This window comes from Streptomyces sp. NPDC007189 (assembly GCF_040703635.1).
GTDB lineage: Bacteria > Actinomycetota > Actinomycetes > Streptomycetales > Streptomycetaceae > Streptomyces.
The window spans coordinates 204,096-229,743 of the sequence record NZ_JBEYEY010000004.1 but is presented as its reverse complement, the minus strand read 5'-3'; the positions used below and the strand labels follow the sequence as shown (position 1 = coordinate 229,743).

Sequence of the window (25,648 nt, the reverse complement as noted above, 5' to 3'; positions counted from 1 at the left end):
CGAGCGCTGAGAACCACGCTCCGAGAAAAGGAGAACAGCGGCATGACCGTACGACTGCACTGGTTCCTGCCCACCGGAGGCGACGGCCGCACCCTGGTGGACCGCCACGCCTACGGCCCGAACGACAAACGCAAGGTGACCGGGGTACGGGCCCCGGACATCGCGTACCTCGCGCAGATCGCCAAGGCCGCCGAACGGCTCGGCTTCGAGGCGGTGCTGACGCCGACCGGTACCTGGTGCGAGGACGCCTGGCTGACCACGGCCGCCCTCGCGCAGCACACCGAGCGGCTGAAGTTCCTGGTGGCGTTCCGGCCCGGGCTGATCTCGCCGACGCTGGCCGCGCAGATGGCGGCCACCTACCAGCGGGTGACGCGCGGGCGGCTGCTGCTCAATGTGGTGACCGGCGGCGACTCCGCGGAGCAGCGGCGCTTCGGCGACCATCTCGACCACGACAAGCGGTACGCGCGCACGGACGAGTTCCTGTCCGTCGTGCGCGGGGTGTGGCGCGGGGAGCCGTACGACTTCCACGGCGCCCATTACCAGGTCGAGGGCGGACTGACCGCGCTGCCGCCCGACCCGGTGCCGCAGCTGTTCTTCGGCGGTTCCTCGGCGGCGGCCGGACCGGTGGCCGCCCGGCACGCCGATGTGTATCTGACCTGGGGCGAACCGCCGGCCCAGGTGAAGGAGAAGATCGACTGGATCCGGTCGCTCGCGGAGCGCGAGGGGCGCACGGTGCGCTTCGGGATCCGGTTGCACACGATCTCCCGGGACTCCTCGGCCGAGGCCTGGGCGACGGCGGGCCGGCTGCTCGACGATCTCGACGCCGACACGATCGCCGCCGCGCAGGCCGCGCTCGGCCGCAGCGAGTCGGTGGGGCAGCGGCGGATGCTCGAGCTGCACGGCGGCTCCCGGGACCGGCTGGAGATCCACCCCAACCTCTGGGCAGGGGTCGGTCTGGTCCGCGGCGGCGCCGGCACCGCACTGGTCGGCAGCCACGCCGAGGTCGCCGACCGCATCGAGGAGTACCACGCCCTCGGCGTCGAGCACTTCGTCCTCTCCGGATATCCCCATCTGGAGGAGGCGTACTGGTTCGGCGAGGGCGTCGTCCCGGAGCTGTCCGCCCGCGGCCTGCTGGAGCGTACGGCGACCCCGGCGGCCGGGAACGGAAGCGGGAGCGCAGCGCCGCTACTGGTATCCAGCGGACGCTGAACCGGGTGGGCGGGGTGCCGGGCTCCGGGACAACCCGCGAGCCACGCCACAGCTCCCGGCTCCCGGCTCCCGGCTCCCGGCTCCCGGCTGCGGGCTGCGGACTGCGGACTGCGGACTGCGGGCTGCGGGCTGCGGGCTGCGGGCTGCGGGCTGCGGGCTGCGGGCTGCCAAGCTCCCACCTCCTGGCTCTGCGCTTCCAACTCCTCACTCCCGGGCTTGCCGGCCGCGGCTCACGGCCCCCAGCCCGCGGCCACCGGCCACCGTCTCCCCGGCCCCGGCCCCCGGGAAGATCCACGCCCGCGTCCCGGTTAGTAGAAAGGTGAACGAATCGCGTGAGGTCGAGGTCGTCGTCATCGGTGCTGGTCAGGCCGGGCTGTCCAGCGCTTTTCATCTGCGGCGCGCCGGCTTCGAGCCGGGTCGCGACTTCGTGGTCCTCGATCACTCCCCCGCACCGGGCGGCGCCTGGCAGTTCCGGTGGCCCTCGCTGACGTACGGCAAGGTGCACGGGATGCACGCGCTGCCCGGAATGGAGCTGACGGACGCCGATCCCGCGCGGCCCTCGGCGGAGGTGATCGGCGAGTACTTCGACCGGTACGAGCGCACCTTCGACCTGCGTGTGCGCCGGCCCGTGGACGTGCGGGCGGTGCGCGAAGGAGCCGGGGGGCGGCTGCTCGTGGAGACCTCGGACGGCGCCTGGTCGACGCGGGCGCTGATCAACGCGACCGGCACCTGGGACCGGCCGTTCTGGCCGCGTTACCCCGGTCAGGAGACCTTCCGCGGGCGGCAGCTCCACACCGCGCAGTACGCCGGGCCGGAGGAGTTCGCCGGCCAGCGGGTCGTCGTCGTGGGCGGCGGCGCCTCGGGCACGCAGCACCTGCTGGAGCTGGCCCCGTACGCGGCCACCACGACCTGGGTCACCCGGCGGCCTCCGGTGTTCCGCGAGGGACCGTTCGACCAGGAGGCGGGCCGTGCGGCCGTCGCGCTGGTCGAGGAGCGGGTGCGCCAGGGGCTTCCGCCGCGCAGTGTGGTCTCGGTCACCGGGCTGCCCCTGAACGACGCCATCCGGCAGGGGCTCGCGGACGGTGTCCTGGACCGGCAGCCGATGTTCGACCGGATCACTCCGGACGGCGTGGCATGGGACGACGGCCGGCACGTCACCGCCGACGTCATCCTCTGGGCGACCGGGTTCCGGGCCGCACTGGACCATCTGCGTCCGCTGCGGCTGCGGGAACCGGGCGGCGGTATTCGGGTCGAGGGCACCCGGACCGTGGCCGACCCGCGTGTCCATCTCGTCGGCTACGGCCCGTCGGCCAGCACCATCGGCGCCAACCGGGCCGGCCGCGCGGCCGTCCGGGACATCAGGCGGCTGCTGGCGCAGGACCAACCGGTCGCCGCGTGACGTCCCGCCCGCTCAGCCCGCCGAGGACGGCGGCGCGACCGGACTCGGCCCCGGTTCCCGGTCCCGCCCCGTGCGCCGGTGGAGGGCGTTGAACTCCGCCACGTTGCGCAGGTGCGTCGCGTAGTCGGAGGTGAAGCGGGTGTCTCCCGGCCTGACCGTGACGAAGTACAGCCAGTCGCCCGGCGTCGGATCGAGCGCGGCGCGCATCGCCTGCTCCCCGGGATTGTCGATCGGTGTGGGCGGAAGGCCCATGCGCTGATAGGAGTTGTAGGGGTTCTCGATGCGGGTGTCCTCCTGGCTGGTGCGGAGGGTGCTGCGGCTCAGCGCGTAGTTGATCGTCGAGTCCATCTGCAGCGGCATCCCGCGCTCCAGCCGGTTGTGGACGACCCGGGCGACCTTGCCCATGTCCGCCTTGGTCGCAGCCTCGGCCTGGACGATGCTGGCGATGGTGACGACCTGATAGACCCGCATCGCGGTGCGCTGCGCCCCGGCCGCGACCGGCGCCACGTCGAACTTGGCCTCCGCCGTGTCGACCATGGAGCGCAGCAGGGACTCGGGCGTCGCTCCCTTCCGCAGGGGATAGGTCGCCGGGAAGAGGTAGCCCTCCGGGTTGCCCGCGGCGTCCCGCGGCAGCTTCAGTCCGGCCCTTCCGACGGACCTGCGCGTGCTTCCGTCGGGCAGTCCGAAGGCCCTGTCGATCGCGTCGTACACCTGGCCGGCACGCCAGCCCTCCGGAACGACGAGCGTGGCGGTCCGCGCCTGCCCGGATCCGCCGTTCAGCGCCAGCAGCGGCACCGCCACGGCGGTGCCGGTCGCGACGGCGCCGGCCAGGACGAGGGCGAGCCTGCCCCGGCCTGTCAGCCGGATCCTGCTCCGCGGCGGAATCTTCGTCTGCATGCCGGAACGGTAATACGCATATCGCCACAATCCCGGCATCTCTTCAGCTTGCCCACCGCAGCGTCAGCTCGCCGGTTCCCCCTCGGCACACCCCTCCGCTCGCGCTCAGCTCGCCGGTTCCAGTTGTGCGTCCCGGCGCACCAGCGCGGCGTACCGCCCGTCCCGTTCCAGCAGTTCCTCGTGGCTGCCGCGTTCGGCCACGCGTCCGGACTCAAGGACCACGATCTGGTCGGCGTCGCGGATCGTGGACAGGCGATGGGCGATGGTGATCGTCGTCCGGTCGGCCGACAGGGCGTCGATCGCCTCCTGGACGGCGGCCTCCGTGCGGGTGTCGAGCGCGCTGGTCGCCTCGTCGAGGATGAGGACCGGCGGATCGCGCAGGATCGTGCGGGCGATCGCGAGGCGCTGCTTCTCACCGCCGGAGAAACGGTGGCCGCGTTCGCCGACGACCGTGTCATAGCCGTCCGGCAGCGCGGCGATGTGGTCGTGGATCTGCGCGGCTCTGGCCGCGGACCGCAGTTCGTCGTCGGTGGCGTCCGGCTTGGCGAAGCGGAGGTTGTCGGCGACCGAGGCGTGGAAGAGGTAGGTCTCCTGCGAGACGACGCCGACCGCGCGGGCGAGGGTGTCGAAGTCCAGGTCCCGGACGTCGACGCCGTCCAGGGTGACGCGGCCGCCGGTGACGTCGTAGAGCCGGGGCACGAGATAACCGAGCGTGGACTTGCCGGCGCCGGTCGGACCGACGACGGCGAGGCTGCCGCCGGCGGGCACGGTGACGTCGATGCCGTCGAGGACGGGGCGGACCGTGTCGTCGTTGTCGTAGCGGAACTCGACGTTCTCGAAGCGGACTTCGCCCTTGACCTGGCCGAGGTGGACCGGCCGTTCCCGCTCGGTGATGTCGATGGGCAGGTCGAGATACTCGAAGATGCGCTGGAAGAGCGCGAGGGAGGTCTGGATCTGGACCCCGGTGGCGAGCAGGCTCACGGCCGGGCGGAACAGGCCCTGCTGAAGCGAGACGAAGGCGACGATGGTGCCGAGCGAGACCTTGGGGCCGCCGAACTGGAGGGCCAGGCCCGCCGTCCAGTAGATGACGGCGGGCATCGCGGCCATGACGATGGTGATCACGGCCATGCGCCAGCGCCCGGCCATGTTCGACTTCACTTCCAGGTCGACCAGTCGCTCGGACTCCTCGGCGAAGGACGCGGTGAGCGAGTCGGAGCGGCCCATGGTGCGGCCGAGCAGGATGCCGCTGACCGAGAGCGACTCGGTGACGGTGGCCGCCATGGCGGCCATCTGCTTCTGCCGCTGCGTGGTGATCTTCTTGCGTTCGTTGCCGACACGGCGGCTGATCCACACGAACACCGGCAGCAGGAGCAGCGAGACGATCGTGAGCCGCCAGTCGAGGGCGACCATCGCGACGATCGTGGCGACGACGCTGGTGGCATTGGAGACCAGGGAGGTGGCGGTCGAGGTGACGGTGGCCTGCATGCCACCGATGTCGTTGGCGATCCGGGACTGCACCTCGCCGGTGCGCGTGCGCGTGAAGAACGCGAGCGACATGCGCTGCAGCCGGCCGTAGACGGCGGTGCGCAGGTCGTGCATGACGCGCTGGCCGACGGTGGTCGAGATCAGCGTCTGGAGCACGCCGAAGACGCTGGAGAGGACGGCGCTGAGAATCATGCCGAGTGCGAGCAGGCTCAGCAGGCCGGTGCGGCCGTGCGGGATCGCGACGTCCAGGGTCTCCTTGAGCAGGAACGGCGTGGCCACCGACACCAGCGAGGAGGCGCCGACCAGCAGGCCGACGATCGCGAGCCGCCCGCGGTAGGGACGGAAGAGCTTCAGGATGCGGCGCACCTGCCGGGGCTGTTCCTTGGCGTCGGCAGGCGGGGTCCAGGACGGGGCACGGTCGGGATGCATGGGCTCCTACGGAGGTGAACGGCGCCGGTCGGAGGTCGGCCGACGATGACGAACGGATCGTAGCTCATTGTTACCTATACTCACAATGAACGGCATCCTGATATTGTTCCCGCATGACCACCCCAGATTCCGACGGCCTGCTCGCCGAGCAGTTGCTGCGGCTGACCCGCCGGGTGCACCGCATCCAGAAACGCCATCTGGAACGGAACGACGTGGGTGTCACCCCGGCCCAGTCCCGGTTGCTGCGCACCCTGGCCCACTACCCCTCGCCCCCGCGCATGACCGATCTCGCCGAGCGCCTGGAAGTGGTGCCCCGAGCGGTGACGACGCTGGTCGACGGGCTGGAGGCGAGCGGGAAGGTACGGCGGGTACCGGATCCGGCGAACCGGCGGGTGACCCGCATCGAGCTGACGGACGAGGGCCGTACGACCCTGCGCGAGCTGCGCGGCGCCCGCCGCTCGGCGGCCGAGGAGATCCTCGCGCCGCTGACCGAGAAGGAGCGCCAGGTGCTCGGCGTCCTGCTGGAGACCCTGATCGAAGGCGACGGCGGAAAGAGCTGCTGAACCACGGCGGGCCGCGCACCACCCGGTGCACGGCCCGCCGGCGTGGGTCGACGCACTCGCGCACCCTTGTCACGACCGTGTCGATCGCAGTGCGCGCCACGCACTCCGAACGCACCGTACTCAGCAGCGCTCGCGGTCCTCCGTCAGCACTCCTTGAACCGTGGTCAGCGAACGGTCGTAGCAGCCGTCGGAGCCGTACAGCCGGTAACGCTCGCTCGATGTGCCGACCGCGTGCCGCTGGTCGCGCGGGACGTTGACCGTGTAGGCCGCGTCGCCACTGTAGGTGTCGTCGAGCCGCGACCACGCGGTGCGCCGGCCGTCCCGCAGTTCCACGAACGACGCTCGGTCGCCGAGGGTCAGCACGGTGCGCAGCCGGTCGTCCGTGCCGATGGTCGTGGCGCCGTTCATGGTGTACGTCCGGTCGGTGTGCGTCATCCGCGCGGGACCGTCTCCATGGACGGCGACCGTCTGGTCGTCGGTCCAGGTCGCGTCGAGTCCGTCCGTGTTCTCGCCGTCGGTCCAGCGGTGGACGGAGGTGTTGGCGAGCGTCCGGGTCACGGTGGTGGTCACGCGGCCGTGCGAGGTGTCGAGGTATCCGGAGACGGTGAGCCGGTGTCCGGCCCGGGTGTCGACACGGTTCTCAGAACCGGGCGTGTAGGTCGAGGTGTTGGCGATGTCCGTGGCCTTGTCCTCGGTCAGCGCTCCCGTCACCTGTGCGCGGTGGGAGTCCTGCCAGACCAGGACGTTCACCGGCGCGCTCCATCCCGGCTGGCCCGCGGGCACGCCGACGACGGAGACCTCGACGCGGTGCGGGCGGCCGTCGTCGAGCAGGCCCGCGAAGGGCGTGAGGTCGTAGGTGATCGGCCGGACGTCGAAGGCGCCCGGCGCCGGGATCACATACCAGAGGAACGGGTCGGACCAGCCGCCGGTCCACACGTTCGGGAACGGCGCGGCGATCCCGGCGAGTTGCCCGTCGACCTTGATCTGCACCTCGCGGTAGGGCCCGTGATCGGCCTTGCAGGAGTACGACGCCGGATCGGCCACGGTCAGATACCAGAACTCCTCGCAGCCGCCACCGGATCCGGTCGCGTAGACCTCGGCGAGGATCCGCTCGCTGTTGCGCGGCGTGGTCAGGGTCGTACCGTCGGGTGTGTCGGCGAGGGTGAGCACCCGGTCGGGGGTCCGCTCCGCGGGGCGGCCCGCGTAGAAGGTGAGGGTGACGTGCACGTCGATCACGCCGGTGTAGGTGTCGTCGACGACGTTGCCGATCAGCATCTCGACGTCCTGCGGGCTGCGGAACGTGTCGCTGTAGCGGGTGACGTCCTTCTCGACGTGCCACTCGATGCCGTCGGGCGAGGGCTCCGGGGTGGAGGTGCGCAGGATCTCGGCCCCGCCCACGTGCAGATAGCCGAGGCGGTCGTACTGACGGCCCTTCACCTTGCCGTCGAGTCGCAGCACGACCTTGCTCCAGCGGTCGCCGCAGCCCTGGGGCGGGGTGTACGCGCCACGGTACGGCGTGAAGTCGCGGAACTGGGCGTCGGCGAGGGTGACCTGGCAGGACTTGGTGTGCGGCCGCTCGACGGGCGGCGCCGCCGTGACCGGATCGTGCCAGTCGGTGCCGAACTCGGCCGGGACCTCGGCCGCTTGGGCCGCGGCTCCCGTGCCGAAGAGCGCGCTTGCCAGGAGGGTCGCCCCGGCGAGCATGGACATGACTATCCGTCTTCTCATGGCCGGTGTTCTACGGGGAGTCGGGGCCGGCCGCAATGACGCCTCCGGCAGAAGGGCGCGATCGGCGCCGGCCGGGCCGCGCGCGTCCGGCCGTGGAAGCTCCGTCAGGAGTGGAGGTGTCCGTGCGTCAGGCGCGCAGTTCCGCCCGGTCGCCCATCACCGCCACCGGATGCCGGGCCGGGTCGAGGGTGCGCAGCAGGAACTCCATGGCCTCCTTGGACAGGCTGACGCACGCGGACGTGCCGTCCCCGTGGTCGAGGTGCAGCCAGATGCCACCGCCCTTGTCGTCGCCCTCGGGGTGGGTGGGGTCGTGCGGCGGGGTGCCCGGGACACGGTTGTAGTCGATGGCGATGACGTAGTCGAAGTCGTGCTGATGCGCCTCGTCCCAGTCGTTCGGCGGCGCGTAGGCCTCCTCGTCCTGGTCGTACGGCAGCCTGGTTCCGGGGTCGGCGAGCACGCCACCGGCGTCGGAGAGGCCGAACACGCCGACGGGGCTGCGCTCGTCACCCAGATGATGGTCCGTGGTCCAGCCGTTCCGGCCATTGTGCGCGGCCCATCGGGCCACCGACCGCCACCGCGTGCCCTCCCGTGTGTACAGCACGGCGGTGGAGTCGGGCGCGTCCTCGCCTTCGCCGTACACCGCGAGGACCTGGCCGGAGTCACGGGGGATGTCCTGCAGCAGCCGGTCACCGATGCCCGGGATACGCGTCGGGTCGGTGGTGGGCGCGGTCGGCGCCGCCGGGCTCCGGGGGACCTGGCCGCGCGGGCCCTCCCCACCGGGGCGAGCCGGTCCGGACGCGTGGCTGCCGCACGCCGACACAGTGGCCAGCAGAGCCCCAAGAGCCGTCACCGCAACCGTCATTCGCCGCACGCCGTGGATCTTCACCCGGCCATCCTCGCATCACGTACCGGACGATAGTGCGATCTTCCAGACATTCGGGTGACGGCCGTCATGCGCGCGGTCGACCGGCCGGACAGCTGACCGGGGCCGCCCGGCCGACGCATCCGCGACGGCGCCGGAGACGGTGACCGGTGGTCGGTGGCCGGTGGACTTCGGCCGCCGCCGGGAAAACCGTTTGAAATTCACCACCCGGCGAGGCGAACCTTTCACGGCCTGTCACCGCTTCTCGCCGCCTCTCCTCCCCTTCCCCTTCCCCTCCCGCTCTCGCTCACCTTCCCTCTCCTCCCTCTTCCCTCCCTGACACGAGCCACTGGGACGCCATGCAGATTCAAGACCTTCCGTACTCCGATCCGGGCGTCCCGGACGCACGTTCGGGCCCCCGGTTCCTGTGGTGGCTCTGGCGGAACCAGCTGGGCGGACAGCTGAAGTCGCTCGCCTGGGGCCTGCTGCACTTCGTCTCCGTCTCGGCCCTGCCCTTCTGTGTCGGCCTCGCCGTCCAGGCGGTCGTCGACCGCTCCGGCACCCGGCTCGCCCTGACGGGTGGTCTGATGCTGCTGTGCGGCACGGGCATCGCCCTCGGCGACACCTTCCTGCACCGGGCCGCCGTGACCAACTGGATCACGGCGGCCGCCCGCGTCCAGCAGTTGCTGGCCCGCAAGGCCGCCGAGCTGGGCTCCGCCCTGACCCGGCGGGTCGCCGCGGGCGAGGTGGTGGCGGTCTCCACCGGCGACGTCGAGAAGATCGGCTGGTTCGTCGAGGCGGTCTCCCGGTTCACCGCGGCCGCCCTGACGGTCGTCGTGGTCGGCGTCGGACTGCTCGTCTACCAGCCCGCCCTGGGGATCGTCGTCGCCGTCGGACTGCCCGTCGTGGCGCTCGCGGTGCTGCCGCTGCTGCCCCGGGCCACGCGCCGCGCCGACGTGCAGCGCGAGAAGGCGGGCCGGGCCACCGAGCTGGCCTCGGACACGGTCGCCGGGCTGCGCGTGCTGCGCGGCATCGGCGGCGAGGAACTGTTCCTCGACCGCTACCGCCGCGCCTCGCAGGAGGTGCGGCACGCCGCGGTGCGCAGCGCCCGGATGTGGTCGCTGATCTCCGCCGTCCAGGTGCTGCTGCCCGGGCTGCTGCTCATCGCCGTCGTCTGGCACGGCATCCAGCTGGCCCGCCAGGGCCGGATCACCGTCGGCGAACTCGTCACCGTCTACAGCGCGGTGATGGTGCTGAACTATCCGCTGCGCCACTTCGAAGAGATCGCGATGGCCTACTCCTTCTCCCGCCCCTCGGCCAAACGGGCGGCCCGCGTGCTGTCACTGCAGCGGTCCACGGCCACGACGGGCACCCGCGAGGCGGAGGTGCCGGGCGGCGACCTGTACGACCCCGTCACCGGTCTGCTCGCGCCGGCCGGCCGTCTCACCGCCGTGGTCTGCGGTGATCCGGACGCCGCGGGCAGGCTCGCGGAGCGGCTGGGCGGCCACCCGACCGAGCCGGGCCGTTCGGTGCTGCTCGGCGGAGTCGCCCTGGACGAACTCCCCCTGGACAGCGCCCGCACCGCCGTCCTGGTCCAGGACAAGGACCCGGTCCTGCTGTCCGGCACGCTGCGCGACCTGCTCGACGTGCCCTCCTCGGGATCCGTGCGCGCCACGGACGCGCTGGCCGCGGCGCAGTGCGACGACGTCCTGGAGGCGCTCGTCCAGGGAGCACCGGCCGCCGCCGGCCCGATGGACGCCCATATCACCGAGCGCGGGCGCTCCCTGTCCGGCGGGCAGCGGCAGCGACTCGCGCTGGCCCGGTCACTGGTCACGGATCCCGGGGTGCTGGTGCTGGACGAGCCGACCTCCGCGGTCGACTCGCACACCGAGGCACGGATCGCGGACGGACTGCGCCAGGTGCGCTCGGGGCGTACGACCGTGGTGTTCACCTCCTCGCCTCTGCTGCTCGACCGCGCGGACCGCGTCGTCCTGGTCCACGGCGGCGAGGCGGTGGCGGTCGGCGCGCACCGCGAACTGCTCGACAGCGAACCGCGGTACCGGGCCGTGGTCACCCGGGAGACGGACGACGAACTGGCCGCGGCGGACGAGAGCGCCCTGGTGGGCGCCCGCCAGGAACTCGAAGCGATGGAGGAGCGCGCATGATCGGCGTTGCGCCACCGGCGTACGACCCGGCGGCCCCGACGACCGCCGCCACCCTGCCCGTCGGCAAGGCCGCGACCGTGCGCGCCTATGTCGCCGAGCTGTTCCGCCGGCACCGCCGGGCGTTCCTGCTGCTCATCGGCGTCAACACGGTCGCCGTGATCGCCTCCATGGTGGGTCCGTACCTGCTCGGCGGCCTGGTCGAGCGGGTGTCCGACCGGTCGCGGGAGCTTCATCTGGGCCTGACCGCAGGCCTGTTCGTGCTCGCGCTGGCCGTGCAGGCCGTATTCACCCGGCAGGTGCGGCTGCGCGGCGCGATGCTCGGCGAGCGGATGCTGGCCGACCTGCGCGAGGACTTCCTGGTGCGGTCGGTCGGACTGCCGCCGGGCGTGCTGGAACGGGCCGGCACCGGCGATCTGCTCTCCCGCATCACCACCGACATCGACCGCCTCGGCAACGCGATGCGTGAGGCCGTGCCGCAGCTGGCCATCGGGGTGGTGTGGGCTCTGCTGCTGCTCGGCGGGCTCGTCGTCACGGCGCCCCCGCTGGCGGCCGCCGTGCTGCTCGCCGTGCCGGTGCTGGTGGCCGGGTGCCGCTGGTACTTCAAGCGGGCGCCCTCGGCCTACCGCTCCGAGGCCGCCGGGTACGCCGCCGTCGCCGCCGCGCTCGCCGAGACGGTGGACGCGGGCCACACCATCGAGGCACACCGGCTCGGGGACCGGCGGGTCACCCTCTCCGAGCGGCGGATCAAGGAGTGGACCGCATGGGAGCGGTACACGCTCTGGCTGCGGTCCGTGCTCTTCCCGGTCATCAACGCCGTCCACGTCATCGTGCTCGGTTCGGTCCTCATGGTCGGCGGCGTGTTCGTCCTGCGCGGCTGGATCGGGGTCGGGCAGCTGACCACGGGCGCGCTCATCGCGCAGATGCTCGTCGACCCGGTGAACCTGATCCTGCGCTGGTACGACGAGGTGCAGGTGGCCCAGGTGTCGCTGGCCCGCCTGGTCGGTGTGCGGGAGATCGAGCCCGACGCCGGGGACGCCTCGCTGGCGCCGGACGGGCGGGACGTGCACGCCGACCGGGTGCGCTTCGGCTACCGGGAGGGCGTCGACGTGCTCCGCACGGTGTCCCTGGAGGTGGCCCCGGGCACCCGGCTGGCACTGGTCGGCCCCTCTGGCGCGGGCAAGTCCACCCTGGGCAGGCTGCTCGCCGGGATCTACGCACCCCGCGACGGCCGGATCACCCTGGGCGGCGCGGAGCTGTCCCTGATGCCGGCGGAACGCGTCCGCTCGCACGTCGCCCTGGTCAACCAGGAACACCATGTCTTCGTCGGCTCCCTGCGTGACAACCTGCTGCTGGCCCGCACCGCAGCCTCGGACGGCGAGCTGTGGGCAGCGCTGGACGCGGTCGACGCGGACGGCTGGGCGCGGGCCCTGGACGACGGCCTGGACACCGAGGTCGGCTCCGGGGGGCTGGCGCTGACCCCGGCGCAGGCCCAGCAGATCGCGCTGGCCCGGCTGGTCCTCGCCGATCCGCACACGCTGGTCCTCGACGAGGCGACCTCGCTTCTCGACCCGCGCGCGGCCCGGCACCTGGAACGCTCCCTTGCCCGCGTCCTGGACGGCCGCACCGTGGTCGCCATCGCCCACCGCCTGCACACCGCGCACGACGCCGACGTGATCGCCGTCGTGGAAAGCGGCCGCATCAGTGAGCTGGGCAGCCATGAGGAGCTGGTCGCGGCGGACGGCGCGTACGCCGCGCTGTGGCGGTCCTGGCACGGCTGAAGCTCCGGCGTGGTCTGGACGACCGGCACGGAGGCGCCGCACCGCCCGCTCACACCGGCCACCGGCATCCGGGCCGGTCACGGGGTGGGCGTTCTCGGCGGGGCCTGCCGACGCTCCCGGCAGCGGGGCTGAGGCCGGACCTGCCGGCGCCGCGGGCAGACGGGCCGCGCGCCCCGGCCGGGAAGCCAGATCTGGCGGCGCTGCGGGAAGACGGGGAAGACGCACCGCGCCCGGCGAGCACGCAGGCGCGTCCGCCGGTGCTTCTGGCAGCCAGGCCATGGCCCGCGGGCGCCTGTGAGGCCCGCAGCGGTGCCGGTGTCCTGGCCCAGGTAGTGACCCACGCTCGTGCCGGTGCCCCGGCCCCGGCGGTGACCCGCGCTCGTGCCGTTGCGCGGTCCCGACCAGGGGTGGAAGTCTGGAGAACGGCACAGGCTTGGGGAACGCCCCGCAGCCGCCCGGTTGGCGGCGTGTGACATCCGGGCCACGCGTGCCGGCGACCCACCGCCGCTTACGGTGGCGCACGGCCGTCCTCACCACCTGGAGGTACTCGTGGACAGCGTCGACGGCTGGGGGGACGACGTCTACCAGCCCGATCCCGATCCCATGGAGGTCCGGGAGGACACGGGTGTGCTCGACGTCGAGGACACACTGGACTTCGACGGCGTCGAGGAGCCGCTCGACCGCGGCTGGTCCCCTCCCGAGCGTCCTTGGGCGGTGAACCACGTCGGGGTGACGGCGGCCGAGCGCCAGGCGGGCGAGACCCTCGACCAGCGACTCGCGGAGGAACTGCCCGATTCGGTCGCCCCTGACGGTGACGACATCGGCGACCACGACACCGACGGGGAACTGCTCGACAACGAGGTCGGCAACCGCCGCTCCGGCCGGCTGGTGGCCCCGGACGAGGGAGCGCACGAGGACGAGGAACCCGCCCTCGTCGCCACCGACGTCGGCATCGACGGCGCCGCCGCCTCCGCCGAGGAGGCCGCGATGCACGTCGTCGACGAGGACTCCCTGCCCGGCTGATCCGCACTGCCCCTGCCCGCACGCCCCGCACCAGGAGCCGCCATGCAGCAGGACAAGCACCCCGACTACCACCCCGTGGTCTTCCGTGACCGCGCCGCCGGCTACGCGTTCCTGACCCGGTCCACCGCGCAGAGCGAGCAGACCATCGAGTGGGACGACGGCCAGAGCTACCCGGTGATCGACGTGGAGATCTCCTCGGAGAGCCACCCGTTCTACACCGGCAAGGCCCGCACGGTCGACACCGAGGGCCGTATCGCCCGCTTCGAGCGCCGGTACGGCGGAGCCGAGACCGGCGAGGCCACCTGATCCGCCGCCCGGCCGGCCGCTCCGGCACGGGCGCCTCAGATCACGTTGAGCGCCGCCGCGCAGCCCACCCCGCCGAGCAGCATGAACACGGGCATCAGCACCTTCAGCTCCACCCAGCTCCCGGCGCGGAAGCGCATGACCTTCGGCGGGCCGACGGGGTACCAGCGCTTGCGGCCCAGGGGGATGGGCCACAGGATCGGGCAGCCCGAGACCGTCAGCGCGTCCCCGATGTCGTGCACCAGCGCGCCGAGCACGATCGGCAGCCCCAGCCACAGGTACTCCTGGCCCGGCGCGGTGAACAGCCAGTCGGAGCCGTTGCCCGGCTTGTCCAGGACGCCCGCGAGGATCCACGCGGTGGCCGCCGCCAGCAGCCAGACCAGGACGTCGCTGCTGGAGCCGCGCGCCGCCCGCCACAGCAGGCCCTCGATCGCCAGCACCATGTGCACGAACAGGATCGCCAGCACCGCCCACCGGCCCCCCGCGATCGCCAGCGCCGAGCAGCCGGCGCCGATCAGCACCGCCCACACCCAGGTGTGCGTCAGCGTGCGGTGCCCTCCGGAGCGACGCGGGTCGCCCTTCATCCGGGTCGCCTTGTAGACGCCGTACGACAGTTTGTCCACGATCTCGCAGATCCAGCGGGAGAGCGGCCCGAAGGCACGGGAGATCGTGGCCGCCTTGTGGTCGAGGTCCGGGGCGAGCGCGGCACCGGCACAGATCAGGGCGCCGGCCAGGAGGACCGGCCAGGGCATCGCATGCCCGGCCGCGGCGGCGGCCGCTCCGACCCCGAGCCAGGCCGCGGCCCCCGACAGTGAGTGTGCTGGTCCCATCATGGCCGCTTTCCGCCCCATTCCTCGTGTACCGCTGTCCAGTTGACCTGGTGCGCTGACCTTGCGTCGGCGCCACAGCGTAGCTGCCGCGATCTTCGTGCCCGCAGCCGATTCCCCTCTCGGGGAGGAGGCCAGGCAAGATGGGTGCGTGACCCTCATCGATCAGCTGCCGCCGACCGCCGACCCCGACGCCCTGTACGAAGCCTTCGAGTCGTGGGCGCAGGAACGCGGCCTCACCCTCTACCCGCACCAGGAGGAGGCGCTGATCGAGGTGGTCTCCGGGGCGAACGTGATCGTCTCGACGCCCACCGGCTCCGGCAAGAGCATGATCGCCGCGGGCGCCCACTTCGCGGCACTGGCCCGGGACGAGGTCACCTTCTACACCGCCCCGATCAAGGCGCTGGTGTCGGAGAAGTTCTTCGAGCTGTGCAAGCTGTTCGGCACCGAGAACGTCGGCATGCTCACCGGCGACGCCTCCGTGAACGCCGACGCTCCCGTGATCTGCTGCACCGCCGAGGTGCTGGCCTCCATCGCGCTGCGCGACGGCAAGCACGCCGACGTCGGCCAGGTCGTCATGGACGAGTTCCACTTCTACGCCGAGGGCGATCGCGGCTGGGCCTGGCAGATCCCGATCCTGGAACTCCCCCAGGCGCAGTTCATCCTGATGTCGGCCACTTTGGGTGATGTGACCTTCTTCGAGAAGGACCTCACGCGCCGCACCGGCCGCCCCACCTCGGTGGTCCGCTCGGCGACCCGTCCGGTGCCGCTGTCCTACGAGTACAGGCTCACCCCGCTCACCGAGACGCTCACCGATCTGCTGGAGTCCAAGCAGGCCCCGGTCTACATCGTGCACTTCACGCAGGCGCAGGCCGTGGAGCGGGCGCAGGCGCTGATGAGCATCAACATGTGCTCGCGCGAGGAGAAGGACCAGATCGCCGAGCTGATCGGGAACTTCCGCTTCACCACCAAGTTCGGCCGCAACCTCTCTCGTTACGTACGGCACGGCATCGGCGTGCACCACGCCGGCATGCTGCCCAAGTACCGGCGCCTGGTGGAGAAGCTCGCGCAGGCCGGTCTGCTGAAGGTCATCTGCGGCACGGACACGCTCGGCGTGGGCGTCAACGTGCCCATCCGCACGGTGCTGTTCACTGCCCTCACCAAGTACGACGGCAGCCGGGTGCGCACGCTGCGGGCCCGGGAGTTCCACCAGATCGCGGGCCGGGCCGGGCGCGCCGGCTTCGACACGGCGGGGCTCGTCGTGGCGCAGGCGCCGGAGCACGTCATCGAGAACGAGAAGGCGCTTGCGAAGGCGGGCGACGACCCGAAGAAGCGGCGCAAGGTGGTGCGCAAGAAGGCGCCGGAGGGCTTTGTCGGCTGGACGGAGAACACCTTCCAGAAGCTGATCGAGTCGGAACCGGAGCCGCTGACCTCGCGTTTCCGGGTGACGCACACGATGCTGCTGTCGGTGATCGCCCGTCCGGGCAACGCGTTCGAGGCGATGCGTCACCTCCTGGAGGACAACCACGAGCCGCGCAAGCAGCAACTGCGCCACATCCGCCGGGCGATCGCGATCTACCGCTCGCTGCTCGACGGCGGCATCGTGGAGAAGCTCGACAAGCCCGACGCCGAGGGCCGCATCGTCCGGCTCACGGTCGACCTCCAGCAGGACTTCGCCCTCAACCAGCCGCTGTCCACGTTCGCGCTCGCCGCGTTCGAACTCCTCGACCCCGAGTCGCCGTCCTACGCCCTGGACATGGTGTCCGTCGTCGAGTCCACCCTGGACGACCCCCGGCAGATCCTCGTCGCCCAGCAGAACAAGGCGCGCGGCGAGGCCGTGGCCGCGATGAAGGCGGACGGCGTCGAGTACGAGGAGCGCATGGAGCGCCTCCAGGACATCACCTACCCGAAGCCGCTGGAGGAGCTGCTCTTCCACGCGTACAACACCTACCGCAAGAGCCACCCGTGGGTCGGCGACCATCCGCTGTCGCCGAAGTCCGTCGTCCGGGACATGTACGAACGGGCGCTGTCCTTCACCGAGTTGGTGTCCTTGTACGAGCTGGCGCGCACCGAGGGCATCGTGCTGCGCTACCTCGCCAGCGCCTACAAGACCCTCGACCACACCATCCCGGACGATCTCAAGTCCGAGGATTTGCAGGACCTGATCGAGTGGCTCGGCGAGACGGTGCGCCAGGTGGACTCCAGCCTGCTGGACGAGTGGGAGCAGCTCGCGAACCCGGAGGAGATGACCGCCGAGGAGGCCCAGGAGAAGGCCGACGAGGTCAAGCCGGTCACCACCAACGCGCGGGCCTTCCGGGTGCTCGTCCGCAACGCCATGTTCCGGCGTGTGGAGCTGGCCGCCCTCGACCAGGTCGAGGAACTGGGCGAGATGGACGCCGAGTCCGGCTGGGACGCGGACGCCTGGGGCGAGGCGATGGACAAGTACTGGGACGAGTACGACGACCTCGGCACCGGTCCCGACGCCCGCGGCCCCAAGCTGCTGGTCATCAACGAGGAGCCGGCGAACGGCATCTGGCGCGTCCGCCAGATCTTCGACGATCCGAACGACGACCACGACTGGGGCATCAGCGCGGAGATCGACCTCGCGGCCTCGGACGCCGAGGGCCGAGCCGTCGTCCGGGTCACCGACGTGGGCCAGCTGTGAACGTTTCCCGACCGGTTGTGAGCCAAGGAGATTCCCGTCGATGACGAACCCGGCCGAGAAGCTGGTCGACCTGCTCGACCTGGAGCAGATCGAGGTCAACATATTCCGTGGCCGGAGCCCGCAGGAGTCGCTGCAGCGGGTCTTCGGCGGCCAGGTGGCGGGCCAGGCGCTGGTCGCCGCCGGCCGCACCACGGACGGCGACCGCCCGGTGCACTCGCTGCACGCGTACTTCCTGCGACCGGGCCGGCCCGGCGTGCCGATCGTGTACCAGGTGGAGCGGGTCCGTGACGGCCGGTCGTTCACCACACGCCGGGTCACGGCCGTGCAGCAGGGCCGCACGATCTTCAATCTGACCGCCTCCTTTCACAAGCCTGAGGAAGGACCGTTCGAGCACCAGCTGCCGTCGGCCCGTAAGATGCCGGACCCTGAGTCGCTGCCCACGGTCTCCGAGGAGGTCCGCAAGCATCTGGGCGCGCTGCCGGAGCAGTTGGAGCGGATGGCGCGCCGCCAGCCCTTCGACATCCGCTACGTCGACCGGCTGCGCTGGAACGCCGAGGAGATCGAGGGAGCCGAGCCGCGCAGCGCCGTGTGGATGCGCGCGGTCGGACCGCTCGGTGACGACCCGCTGGTCCACACGTGCGCGCTGACCTACGCCAGCGACATGACCCTGCTGGACGCGGTCCGCATCCCGGTCGAACCCCTGTGGGGCCCGCGGAACTTCGACATGGCATCGCTGGACCACGCCATGTGGTTCCACCGGCCGTTCCGCGCGGACGAGTGGTTCCTGTACGACCAGGAGTCGCCGATCGCCACCGGTGGCCGCGGCCTGGCTCGCGGGCGTATCTACGACCGTCAGGGCCGGCTGCTCGTCTCGGTCGTGCAGGAAGGCCTGTTCAGGGCCCTGTGACGCACTGGCGCGGCAATCGGCGGGCGGCGTTCGCCGCCGAAGTCCGCGGCCGAGCGGCTCAGAGCCGCGCGGGGCGGGGACTTCTCCGCCGCAGCCACTCCCGCAGACCGCGGGTGGGGCGGCTCGGGGCACGCTCGGCCCGGCGGTTGTCCCGGTGGGGCCGCGGAGGCGGCGCAGCCGACCGCATCACCGGCGCGCCATGCCAGGCGAACGCCCGGCTCACGGGTTCGCTCGCCGGCTCGGGAGGGTCCGGCAGCGGCTCGGGCACCCGTGCCGCCGACGGGTTGTCGCCGGGTGCCGCCGAGGGAGGTGCCGCCGGCGCCACAGGTCGTGTGACCGTGGGAGCCATGGGCGGAATGGGCCGTGCGACCGCTCGGCGGACCGGCGCGGCCGCACCGCGGGGAAGGGGACGCGGGGCCGGTGTGAGAGCGCGTGCCTCCTGCAGCACATGGGCCAGGTCGCTGCGCAGCCACTCGATCTCGTCCGCGTCCTGCGCGGTCGTGATCCGCTCGGCGAGATGCGCGGCAGGCGATCCCGGAGCACCCTGGCCGGGTGGTGCGAGCCGGAAGCGGTGCAGATAGGCGCGCTCGTAGGGATCCTTGACGACGTCGGCGATCTCGACGGGCGAGAGGAAGGCGGCCACGGCTCCCGCCCGCACCCACGGGTCCTCGGCCTGGCGCAGCAGGAACCCGAGGTGTCGTCCCCGCCAGTTGCGGGCGCGCAGGTCCACCCCGGCCTCCAGCTGGCCGCGCAGATTCTCGGGCGTGCGCCCCTTGAGCAGGTGCACGTTGCTGCTGTCGGAGACGAACTGCCGCAGGTCCTCCGCCAGATAGAGCCAGACCACGGCTCGATAGCGGTTCAGGTACCACTTCACCGGCACGAGCAGGCCCAGACGGGCGAGGCGGCTGAACCGCCCGACCGGGATCTCCATGAGCGCGGCGCCCTCGGTGGTGCCCACCACCCGCACTCGCCCGCGCAGCGTCTCCGGGTGGTCCTCCTGTGCGCGAAGACGGTCGATCTCGGTCCGCTCCACCCTCCGGATCCCTCCCCCGCCCTCGTCGGGCACGGTCCGGACCAGGCCGAGGTGCACGGCGAGCTCGAACTCACCCCGCTTGAGGCCGAGTTCCCGAGCGGCATGGCTCGGCGTGCAGGTGGCGGAGCGGGGCTGACTGCAAGTGCTGGACGACATGGTCGTACTCCCCCGTGGAGTCATCGGCGCACACCCTGCGTGTGCGCCGTGCACCCACCGTAGCCGTAACCCCGCACAGCGTGTCAGCCCTGTGGATAACTCCGCGGGAGGACAAGAATCCGCTGGTCAGGCGTCTGCGATGGGGGTTCTTTCCGGTTGCCTGGCGTCGACGCCGAGGTGTTCGCCGACGCGATGGACGAGCAGCGTCATCTCGTAGGCGATCTGGCCGATGTCGGCCTCCGCCGCGCTGAGCACGCACAGACAGCTGCCGGTGCCGGCCGCGGTCACGAACAGCACCGCGTCGTCGTACTCGACCATGGTCTGGCGTACCCTGCCGGCGCCGAAGTGGCGTCCGGACCCCTTCGCCAGGCTGTGCAGCCCGGACGCGACGGCGGCCAGATGCTCGGCGTCCTCCCGGCGTAGTCCCGTGCTCGCGCTCGTGACCAGGCCGTCGTTCGACAGGACCAGCGCGTGCCGCACGTCGTCCACTCGCTCGGTCAGGTCGTCCAGGAGCCAGTCGAGTCCCTGGTTCTGCGCCATCTCCGTCTCCCCGTGTGATGTCTCCCCCTGGCTGGAGGAACTCTCCGCCAGCCTTCCCCAGCTCCGGCGTACGGGCAAGCAGGATGGGCGCATGGCACAGAAGATGACCGACGAGGAATGGCGAGCGTTCGTCTCGCACGGCACCAGGACGGGCAAACTGTCCACCGTTCGCGCCGATGGGAGCCCTCATGTGGCCCCGATCTGGTTTCTGCTGGACGGTGACGAACTGGTCTTCAACACCGGGAGGGAAACGGTGAAAGGGCGCAATCTCGCCCGCGACGGGCGCGTGGCCCTGTGCGTGGACGACGACCGGCCGCCGTTCCACTTCGTGGTGCTGAACGGCCGGGCACGGCTGTCGGAGGACCTGGACGAGCTGCGGCACTGGGCCACCCGGATCGCCGCCCGGTACATGGGCGAGGACCGCGCCGAGGAGTACGGCGCCCGCAACGGCGTTCCGGGTGAGCTGCTGGTCCGGGTGCCGGTCGACCAGGTGGTGGCCGTGAAGGATCTGGCGGCCTGAGGGGAGGGTTCAGCCGACCGAGTCCAGCAGCCGGGCGGTGTGCATCCGCCCGGCGTACTCCACGAGCCGGATCAGGACTTCCTTGCCGGAGTCCCGGTCGCGGGCGTCGCACAGCACCACCGGGGTGCCGCGGTCCAGATCGAGGGCGCGGGAGACGTCGTGGGCGCCGTAGTTGCGGGCCCCCGCGAAGCAGTTGACGGCGACCACGAACGGGATGCGCCGGTGCTCGAAGTAGTCGACCGCGGGGAAGCAGTCCTCCAGGCGCCGGGTGTCCGCGAGGACGACGGCGCCGAGGGCGCCCTGGGACAACTCGTCCCAGAGGAACCAGAAGCGGTCCTGTCCCGGCGTGCCGAAGAGGTAGAGGGACAGACCGGAGCGGATGGTGATGCGCCCGAAGTCCATGGCGACGGTGGTGGTGACCTTCTGGTCCACGCCGTCGGTGTCGTCCACCAGTTGCCCGGCCTCGCTGAGGAGTTCCTCGGTGCGCAGCGGCCGGATCTCGCTGACGGCCCCGACCAGGGTCGTCTTGCCGACCCCGAACCCGCCGGCGACCAGTATCTTCAGTGCCAGGGCGGAGGTGTCGCCGACGGCGTCGGAAGTCTCGGTGAGCATGATCACTTCTCTCGGGAGGACCGGCTGCGGTCGGCGTCCGTGTGCTGCGGGCGCGAAGGCAGCATCATGGCAACGGAGCGGCGTCTCGGGGTGGTGGGACCGAAACGCACCTGATCTGACCGGCCTGCGTCCGGTCGGGGGCGAAAGGAGCCCGGACCGGGTCGCTGCGCGGCGCACGGCGGCTTCGGAACGGTCATCTACAGCGCTCGCAGTCCCTCGATGACCTCGCGGAGAATCCGCTCGTCGGGCAGGTGCGCCGGCGGCACGGGACGGCTGATGACCACGCAGCCGAGTTCCAGGAGATCGCCGAGGAGCACCCTGACCACGCCGACCGGAAGGTCAGCGTCCGCGGCGAGTTCGGCGACGGACTGCGTCTCCGTGCGGCACAGCTCGATCAGGGCCCGGTGTTCGGGGCCGAGCGCGACGTCGTCGAGTGCCGGTGCCGCGGGGTCGAGGGTGACGAGGGCGATCAGGTCGAAGCGCACCCCGGTGGGACCCGGCTGGGTGCGCCCGCCCGTCATCGCGTAGGGGCGCACCAGTGGTCCGGCCTCGCCGTCGTACCACTGGCTGCCCGGCGGCTCCCAGGGGCCGCTCTGGTTCTCGTTCATCGGCGCCGCCTTACGGGGTCATCCGGCCGCGGGCGGCTGCGCGACGACGCGCGGCGGCGTGTAGAGGTGCTCGCCGACCCGCTTGACCAGGCGGGCCATCTCGTAGGCGACCAGTCCGATGTCGGCGGTGACGGCGGTGAGCAGGGCCAGGCAGGAGCCGTCGCCGGCGGCGGCGACGAAGAGGAACGCGTCGTCCATCTCGACCATCGTCTGGCGGACGCCCCCCGCTCCGAAGTGCCGTCCGGCGCCCTTGGCCAGGCTGTTGAAGCCGGAGGCGACGGCGGCGAGGTGCTCGGCGTCCTCCCGGGCGAGGCCGGTGGAGGCGCCGACGGCCAGCCCGTCGTTGGAGAGGACGACGGCGTGCCGTACCTCGCTGACGCGCATCACCAGGTCGTCGAGCAACCAGTCCAGTTCGCCGGAGCGCTGTCCGGCCCTCGTGTTCGGGTCCTGGATCATGCCGGGTCTCCTTCGCTGCTGTGCGTGCCCGTTCCGGGAGCGGGGGTGGCGCCGCGGCCGGGCCGTCTGCCGCCGCCGCGGACCCATCCGTCGCGGTAGGCCGCCATGCGGTCCCGTACCAGTTCGGGGGTGCGCCGTTCGTCGTCGTGCCGTGCGGTTTCCGGTGCGGGTGTTTCGGGGCGCTGCTTGCGGAGCTGGGGGGCGAGGTTCGCCTGACGCACCCGGCGTGGGAGGTCGTCGGTGTTCTGGGAGTCGCCGGGCGGTCGGTGCAGCCGCAAGGTGGTGACTCCGGGGGGCGGGGTTTCGTCGGCGATTGTGTGCGGGCCCGGCGGGTCGGCGGCGCCGTGCGGGCCGGGAGCGGTGGCCGCGAGGGCGGGCCGGTCCGACAGCGCGGCGACGGCCTCCTGACGCTCGCTCATGCCGGGCACACGCGCGTACTCGCGTTCCCGCTCGTGACGGGCCTGCTCGCCGTGGTGGGAGACGTGTTCGACCGCGCCGCCGTGCAGCAGGGCGGTCGGCAGCAGGACGACGGCGGTGGTGCCTCCGTAGGGGGAGGTCCGCAGATGCACCTTGACGCCGTGCCGGGAGGCGAGGCGGCTGACCACGAAGAGTCCGAGCCGGTCGCTGTCGAACAGGTCGAGGGCCTCGGACTGCTCGATACGGCGATTGGCCTCCGCGAGGGTCTCGGGGCCCATGCCGAGCCCCCGGTCCTCGACCTCCAGGGCGTAGCCGTTGCCGACGGGCTCGCCGGTGACGCGCACGCGTGTGTGGGGAGGCGAGAACTGCGCGGCGTTCTCGACGAGTTCGGCGAGCAGGTGGGTCAGGTCGGCGACGGCGGCGCCGATGACATGGGCCTCGGGGAGCTGACGCACCTCCACGCGCGCGTAGTCCTCGATCTCGGACACGGCGGCCCGTACGACGTTGGTCAGGGACACCGGCATGCGCCAGGCCCGCCCCGGCGCGGCGCCCGAGAGGATGATCAGGCTCTCGGCGTGCCGCCGCATGCGCGTGGTGAGGTGGTCCAGCCGGAACAGGTCGCCCAGCTCGTTGGGGTCCTCCGAGCGGCGCTCCATACTGTCCAGGAGGCTGAGCTGACGGTGCACCAGCACCTGGCTGCGGCGCGCCAGGTTGACGAAGACGCCGGAGATGCCGCTGGCGAGTTCGGCGCGTTCCACGGCGGCGTGCAGGGCGGCGCGGTGGACCGTGGTCAGGGCCTCCGAGACCTGACCGGTCTCGTCCTCCGCGGGCGGTCCTACGGGTGCCTCGGCCTGGATGTCGATCTCCTCGCCGGCGCGCAGTCTGCGCATCGCTTCGGGGAGTTTGCGGCGGGCGATCTCCAGGGCGTCGTTGCGCAGGCTGACGAGTTCGATCACGAGGCCGCGGCCGATGCGGACGGAGATGACGAGGGAGGCGGCGACGGCGACCAGGCCGAGGAGCACGGCGGCGCCCGCGGTGCTGAGCAGGCCGCGCGTGAACGGGTCGGCGCGGCCCGCGACGGCGCGGCCGGTGTCCGCCGCGATGCCCTGCATCCCGTCCCGCACGCGCGCGTGGGCGGCGTTCCAGGCGTCCGCGTCGGCCGCTCCGGCACCCGGTCCCGACGCGATGATCTTGTCCTCGGCGGTGCGGAGGGCGGTGTAGGAGTCGCTGTCGGCCAAGCTCTGCCAGGCGGTGCGCTGGGCTTCGGGCAGGTCGGCGACGGCGGCCTCGGTGAGGGTACGGCGCGCGGCGACGGCGGCGTCGAACAGGCGGAGGCGTTGGCCCTGCAGCCGCCCGCTGCCGATCAGGGTGTCCTCCTGGGCCAACGCCTCGGCGGCCCGGCCGAATTCGAGCAGCACGCGCGCGTCGGAGCCGATGTCGGCGCGCTGGATGCCGCTGAGGGCTCCGTCCACGGCGAAGGCCGCGTCGATGGTCTTCGTGTACTGCCCGTACGCCGTGTCCCAGCCGGCTCGGCGGTCGAGCACGGAGGTGCGCAGGGCGCGCAGGTGCCCGGCACCGGTGACGAAGGCGCTGAGGCGCCCGGAGACGCCTGCGGGCAGGTCCTCGCTGTCGGCGACGGTGTTGTCGCCGCCGAGCCGCAGCTTGGCCACGGCCCGGTCGGTGCGGGCGGCCAGACCCCGCAGGTCGCTGCCGTCGGCGCTCGGCGCGGTGGCGTGACGCACGGCCGCGGTGCGCTCGGCCTCGAGGGCGGTGACGGCCGCGGCCAGCGGGGTGCGCAGTTCGGCGTCGACGCGCTGGGACTGCCGCAGCCGGGCGACGTCCTGGGCGGTGGTGACGGTGGCGTACCCCCACAGGGCGAGCAGGGAGACGACGGGCACCATCAGCAGGCTGACCACCTTGGCGCGTACGGTGCGGGGGCGCAGGCGCAGGCGGTCGCCACGCGCGCGTGGCATGGCGGCGGATGTGCCGAGCGGGCGGCCGGCTCCCTCGGCGGCGGGCGGTCCGGCGTGTGCGCGGCGGCCGCGCGGCGGGTGCGCGGGGGCGCCGGCTTTCGGGCTGGTACGGGGTGGGCGCATGGCCTCCTCGCTCGGGACGTGGGTCGGGGCGCTCTCTCCGGGCTCCCGCTAGCGGGCGATGCTTTCGACGGGCCGCTGGGCGGACGCGGAGGCCTCCCGCTCGCCCGCCGTGGGTGAGAGCGCGACGAAGGCGGAGGTGATGAACAGGTAGGACCCGAGGCCGACGGCGAGGGGGAAGATGAACTGCATCGCCGTGGCCCCGGGCAGGGGCTCGCCGGAGGGGTCGACACGCACGCTCACCGCGAACATCCCGGTGTAGTGCATGCTGCTGACGGCCGCTCCCATGAGGAGGGAGGCGACGGTGACCGCGAGGGGCGACTTGATGTTGAGGCCGGCCCACAGGGCCGCGGTCGCCGCCACGACGGCGATCAGCACCGACACGCCGACGAGAAGCGGGTCGTACCTGATGTCGCCGTGGAGCCGGACGGCCGCCATGCCCAGGTAGTGCATGCTGGCGACGCCCAGCCCGGTGGTGAGGCCGCCGACGATGAGCGCCCGGTTGCGGTCGCGGCTGTAGCCGACGGTGAAGACGCCGGCGCAGACGACCGCCATGGCGACCAGGAGGCTGAGGATGGTCAGCGGCACGTCGTAGCGGATGTCGGTACCGCTCACGCGGAAGCCGAGCATGGCCACGAAGTGCATGGTCCAGATGCCGGTCCCGATGGCGGAAGCGGCGGTGATGAGCCAATTCCGGCGTGAGCGGCCGGTGGTGGCGAGCGCGCGGACGGTGCAGCGCAGACCGAGAGCGGCGCCCGTGCACGCCATGACGTACGACAGCACGGGGGTCAGCCAGCCGAAGGCGGCGTGGTCCAGGTGTCCCATGGCCAAGGGACGCTAGGGGGGCACGGGCGCACACAGGGGGCGCATTTCGAAAGCTGTTGGAATATGACACCGGATGCGACGGAACGACCGGGTCCGGCCCGAACATGTGCGCCTATGGATCCCCCGTGACGGTGAGGAATCATGCGCA

General features: G+C 72.1%; 21 protein-coding genes and 1 pseudogene. 10 read left to right on the top strand and 12 right to left on the bottom strand.

The genetic code is table 11. From position 1 onward, the window contains the following. The first annotated feature begins 42 nt into the window (after nucleotides 1–42). Complete coding sequence (locus AB0950_RS10180) at nucleotides 43–1,209, top strand: LLM class flavin-dependent oxidoreductase (RefSeq protein WP_360574986.1); 1,167 nt, start codon at nucleotides 43–45, stop codon at nucleotides 1,207–1,209. A 319-nt stretch (nucleotides 1,210–1,528) separates the two neighbouring features. Continuing rightward, nucleotides 1,529–2,608, top strand: coding sequence for an NAD(P)-binding domain-containing protein (locus AB0950_RS10175; protein WP_360146512.1), 1,080 nt, complete (start codon nucleotides 1,529–1,531; stop codon nucleotides 2,606–2,608). A 12-nt stretch (nucleotides 2,609–2,620) separates the two neighbouring features. Here AB0950_RS10175 and mltG read toward each other — a convergent pair whose 3' ends face one another. After that, nucleotides 2,621–3,505 (bottom strand): endolytic transglycosylase MltG, encoded by an 885-nt coding sequence (gene mltG / locus AB0950_RS10170; RefSeq protein ID WP_366778279.1) that lies wholly within the window; start codon nucleotides 3,503–3,505, stop codon nucleotides 2,621–2,623. A 105-nt stretch (nucleotides 3,506–3,610) separates the two neighbouring features. Next, nucleotides 3,611–5,419, bottom strand: coding sequence for an ABC transporter ATP-binding protein (locus tag AB0950_RS10165; protein ID WP_360146518.1), 1,809 nt, complete (start codon nucleotides 5,417–5,419; stop codon nucleotides 3,611–3,613). Between the two features lie 113 nt (nucleotides 5,420–5,532). On the opposite strand from AB0950_RS10165, the gene AB0950_RS10160 reads away from it, so the two are divergent. Next, complete coding sequence (locus AB0950_RS10160; RefSeq protein ID WP_366778278.1) at nucleotides 5,533–5,982, top strand: MarR family transcriptional regulator; 450 nt, start codon at nucleotides 5,533–5,535, stop codon at nucleotides 5,980–5,982. Nucleotides 5,983–6,102: 120 nt separating this feature from the next. Here the strand turns inward: AB0950_RS10160 and AB0950_RS10155 are convergent, their stop codons facing one another. Both AB0950_RS10155 and AB0950_RS10150 read right to left on the bottom strand, forming a co-directional pair. Further along, nucleotides 6,103–7,710, bottom strand: coding sequence for a peptide-N4-asparagine amidase (locus tag AB0950_RS10155; RefSeq protein WP_366778277.1), 1,608 nt, complete (start codon nucleotides 7,708–7,710; stop codon nucleotides 6,103–6,105). Between the two features lie 127 nt (nucleotides 7,711–7,837). After that, a complete protein-coding gene (locus AB0950_RS10150) occupies nucleotides 7,838–8,596 on the bottom strand; it encodes a L,D-transpeptidase family protein (RefSeq protein WP_360574990.1) in 759 nt (252 codons plus the stop codon). 335 nt (nucleotides 8,597–8,931) lie between these two features. On the opposite strand from AB0950_RS10150, the gene AB0950_RS10145 reads away from it, so the two are divergent. From AB0950_RS10145 to AB0950_RS10130, 4 genes are all read left to right on the top strand, one after another. Further along, on the top strand, nucleotides 8,932–10,737 hold the full coding sequence (locus AB0950_RS10145) for an ABC transporter ATP-binding protein (RefSeq protein WP_366778276.1): 1,806 nt from the start codon (nucleotides 8,932–8,934) through the stop codon (nucleotides 10,735–10,737). Further along, nucleotides 10,734–12,515 carry an ABC transporter ATP-binding protein gene (locus tag AB0950_RS10140; RefSeq protein WP_360146533.1) on the top strand — a complete coding sequence of 594 codons (1,782 nt, stop codon included), beginning with the start codon at nucleotides 10,734–10,736 and terminating at the stop codon, nucleotides 12,513–12,515. The genes AB0950_RS10145 and AB0950_RS10140 overlap by 4 nt, the downstream gene beginning before the upstream one ends. A 549-nt stretch (nucleotides 12,516–13,064) precedes the next feature. Then, nucleotides 13,065–13,538 (top strand): DUF5709 domain-containing protein, encoded by a 474-nt coding sequence (locus AB0950_RS10135; protein WP_360146536.1) that lies wholly within the window; start codon nucleotides 13,065–13,067, stop codon nucleotides 13,536–13,538. Between the two features lie 42 nt (nucleotides 13,539–13,580). Then, nucleotides 13,581–13,844 (top strand): type B 50S ribosomal protein L31, encoded by a 264-nt coding sequence (locus AB0950_RS10130; RefSeq protein WP_360146539.1) that lies wholly within the window; start codon nucleotides 13,581–13,583, stop codon nucleotides 13,842–13,844. Between the two features lie 35 nt (nucleotides 13,845–13,879). Here the strand turns inward: AB0950_RS10130 and AB0950_RS10125 are convergent, their stop codons facing one another. Then, the gene (locus AB0950_RS10125; RefSeq protein WP_360146542.1) at nucleotides 13,880–14,674 is read right to left on the bottom strand and encodes a metal-dependent hydrolase; all 795 of its coding nucleotides are present in this window, start codon (nucleotides 14,672–14,674) and stop codon (nucleotides 13,880–13,882) included. Nucleotides 14,675–14,819: 145 nt separating this feature from the next. Between AB0950_RS10125 and AB0950_RS10120 the strand changes: the two genes are divergently transcribed. Both AB0950_RS10120 and AB0950_RS10115 read left to right on the top strand, forming a co-directional pair. Continuing rightward, nucleotides 14,820–17,333: a DUF3516 domain-containing protein gene (locus AB0950_RS10120; protein WP_360146545.1), complete on the top strand. Its 2,514-nt coding sequence runs from the start codon at nucleotides 14,820–14,822 to the stop codon at nucleotides 17,331–17,333. Between the two features lie 40 nt (nucleotides 17,334–17,373). Further along, nucleotides 17,374–18,240, top strand: coding sequence for an acyl-CoA thioesterase II (locus tag AB0950_RS10115; protein ID WP_366778275.1), 867 nt, complete (start codon nucleotides 17,374–17,376; stop codon nucleotides 18,238–18,240). Nucleotides 18,241–18,646: 406 nt separating this feature from the next. On the opposite strand, the pseudogene AB0950_RS10110 reads toward AB0950_RS10115, so the two are convergent. Then, a pseudogene (locus AB0950_RS10110) lies at nucleotides 18,647–19,429 on the bottom strand (DUF6397 family protein); the annotation flags it as partial. Between the two features lie 126 nt (nucleotides 19,430–19,555). Next, nucleotides 19,556–19,969 carry a roadblock/LC7 domain-containing protein gene (locus AB0950_RS10105; protein ID WP_360146551.1) on the bottom strand — a complete coding sequence of 138 codons (414 nt, stop codon included), beginning with the start codon at nucleotides 19,967–19,969 and terminating at the stop codon, nucleotides 19,556–19,558. A gap of 91 nt (nucleotides 19,970–20,060) precedes the next feature. On the opposite strand from AB0950_RS10105, the gene AB0950_RS10100 reads away from it, so the two are divergent. Then, a complete protein-coding gene (locus tag AB0950_RS10100) occupies nucleotides 20,061–20,489 on the top strand; it encodes a PPOX class F420-dependent oxidoreductase (protein WP_360146554.1) in 429 nt (142 codons plus the stop codon). Nucleotides 20,490–20,498: 9 nt separating this feature from the next. On the opposite strand, the gene AB0950_RS10095 is transcribed toward AB0950_RS10100, so the two are convergent. From AB0950_RS10095 to AB0950_RS10075, 5 genes are all read right to left on the bottom strand, one after another. Next, nucleotides 20,499–21,101, bottom strand: coding sequence for an ATP/GTP-binding protein (locus AB0950_RS10095; RefSeq protein ID WP_360146557.1), 603 nt, complete (start codon nucleotides 21,099–21,101; stop codon nucleotides 20,499–20,501). A gap of 197 nt (nucleotides 21,102–21,298) precedes the next feature. After that, nucleotides 21,299–21,709, bottom strand: coding sequence for a DUF742 domain-containing protein (locus AB0950_RS10090; protein ID WP_360146560.1), 411 nt, complete (start codon nucleotides 21,707–21,709; stop codon nucleotides 21,299–21,301). 18 nt (nucleotides 21,710–21,727) lie between these two features. Further along, nucleotides 21,728–22,165: a roadblock/LC7 domain-containing protein gene (locus AB0950_RS10085; protein ID WP_360146563.1), complete on the bottom strand. Its 438-nt coding sequence runs from the start codon at nucleotides 22,163–22,165 to the stop codon at nucleotides 21,728–21,730. Further along, nucleotides 22,162–24,678: a nitrate- and nitrite sensing domain-containing protein gene (locus AB0950_RS10080; protein ID WP_366778274.1), complete on the bottom strand. Its 2,517-nt coding sequence runs from the start codon at nucleotides 24,676–24,678 to the stop codon at nucleotides 22,162–22,164. The genes AB0950_RS10085 and AB0950_RS10080 overlap by 4 nt, the downstream gene beginning before the upstream one ends. Before the next feature lie 48 nt (nucleotides 24,679–24,726). Continuing rightward, nucleotides 24,727–25,500, bottom strand: coding sequence for an MHYT domain-containing protein (locus AB0950_RS10075; protein WP_360146569.1), 774 nt, complete (start codon nucleotides 25,498–25,500; stop codon nucleotides 24,727–24,729). Nucleotides 25,501–25,648 lie beyond the last annotated feature (148 nt).

Excerpts from the sequence above, each read along its gene's own strand:
- AB0950_RS10155 (WP_366778277.1), bottom strand. The coding sequence starts at position 7,710 with ATGAGAAGACGGATAGTCATGTCCATGCTCGCCGGGGCGACCCTCCTG.
- AB0950_RS10140 (WP_360146533.1), top strand. The coding sequence starts at position 10,734 with ATGATCGGCGTTGCGCCACCGGCGTACGACCCGGCGGCCCCGACGACC.
- AB0950_RS10080 (WP_366778274.1), bottom strand. The coding sequence starts at position 24,678 with ATGCGCCCACCCCGTACCAGCCCGAAAGCCGGCGCCCCCGCGCACCCG.
- AB0950_RS10145 (WP_366778276.1), top strand. The coding sequence starts at position 8,932 with ATGCAGATTCAAGACCTTCCGTACTCCGATCCGGGCGTCCCGGACGCA.
- AB0950_RS10130 (WP_360146539.1), top strand. The coding sequence starts at position 13,581 with ATGCAGCAGGACAAGCACCCCGACTACCACCCCGTGGTCTTCCGTGAC.
- AB0950_RS10100 (WP_360146554.1), top strand. The coding sequence starts at position 20,061 with ATGGCACAGAAGATGACCGACGAGGAATGGCGAGCGTTCGTCTCGCAC.
- AB0950_RS10180 (WP_360574986.1), top strand. The coding sequence starts at position 43 with ATGACCGTACGACTGCACTGGTTCCTGCCCACCGGAGGCGACGGCCGC.
- AB0950_RS10165 (WP_360146518.1), bottom strand. The coding sequence starts at position 5,419 with ATGCATCCCGACCGTGCCCCGTCCTGGACCCCGCCTGCCGACGCCAAG.
- AB0950_RS10125 (WP_360146542.1), bottom strand. The coding sequence starts at position 14,674 with ATGATGGGACCAGCACACTCACTGTCGGGGGCCGCGGCCTGGCTCGGG.
- AB0950_RS10090 (WP_360146560.1), bottom strand. The coding sequence starts at position 21,709 with ATGAACGAGAACCAGAGCGGCCCCTGGGAGCCGCCGGGCAGCCAGTGG.
- AB0950_RS10105 (WP_360146551.1), bottom strand. The coding sequence starts at position 19,969 with ATGGCGCAGAACCAGGGACTCGACTGGCTCCTGGACGACCTGACCGAG.
- AB0950_RS10160 (WP_366778278.1), top strand. The coding sequence starts at position 5,533 with ATGACCACCCCAGATTCCGACGGCCTGCTCGCCGAGCAGTTGCTGCGG.
- AB0950_RS10115 (WP_366778275.1), top strand. The coding sequence starts at position 17,374 with ATGACGAACCCGGCCGAGAAGCTGGTCGACCTGCTCGACCTGGAGCAG.
- AB0950_RS10075 (WP_360146569.1), bottom strand. The coding sequence starts at position 25,500 with ATGGGACACCTGGACCACGCCGCCTTCGGCTGGCTGACCCCCGTGCTG.
- AB0950_RS10095 (WP_360146557.1), bottom strand. The coding sequence starts at position 21,101 with ATGCTCACCGAGACTTCCGACGCCGTCGGCGACACCTCCGCCCTGGCA.
- AB0950_RS10085 (WP_360146563.1), bottom strand. The coding sequence starts at position 22,165 with ATGATCCAGGACCCGAACACGAGGGCCGGACAGCGCTCCGGCGAACTG.
- mltG (WP_366778279.1), bottom strand. The coding sequence starts at position 3,505 with ATGCAGACGAAGATTCCGCCGCGGAGCAGGATCCGGCTGACAGGCCGG.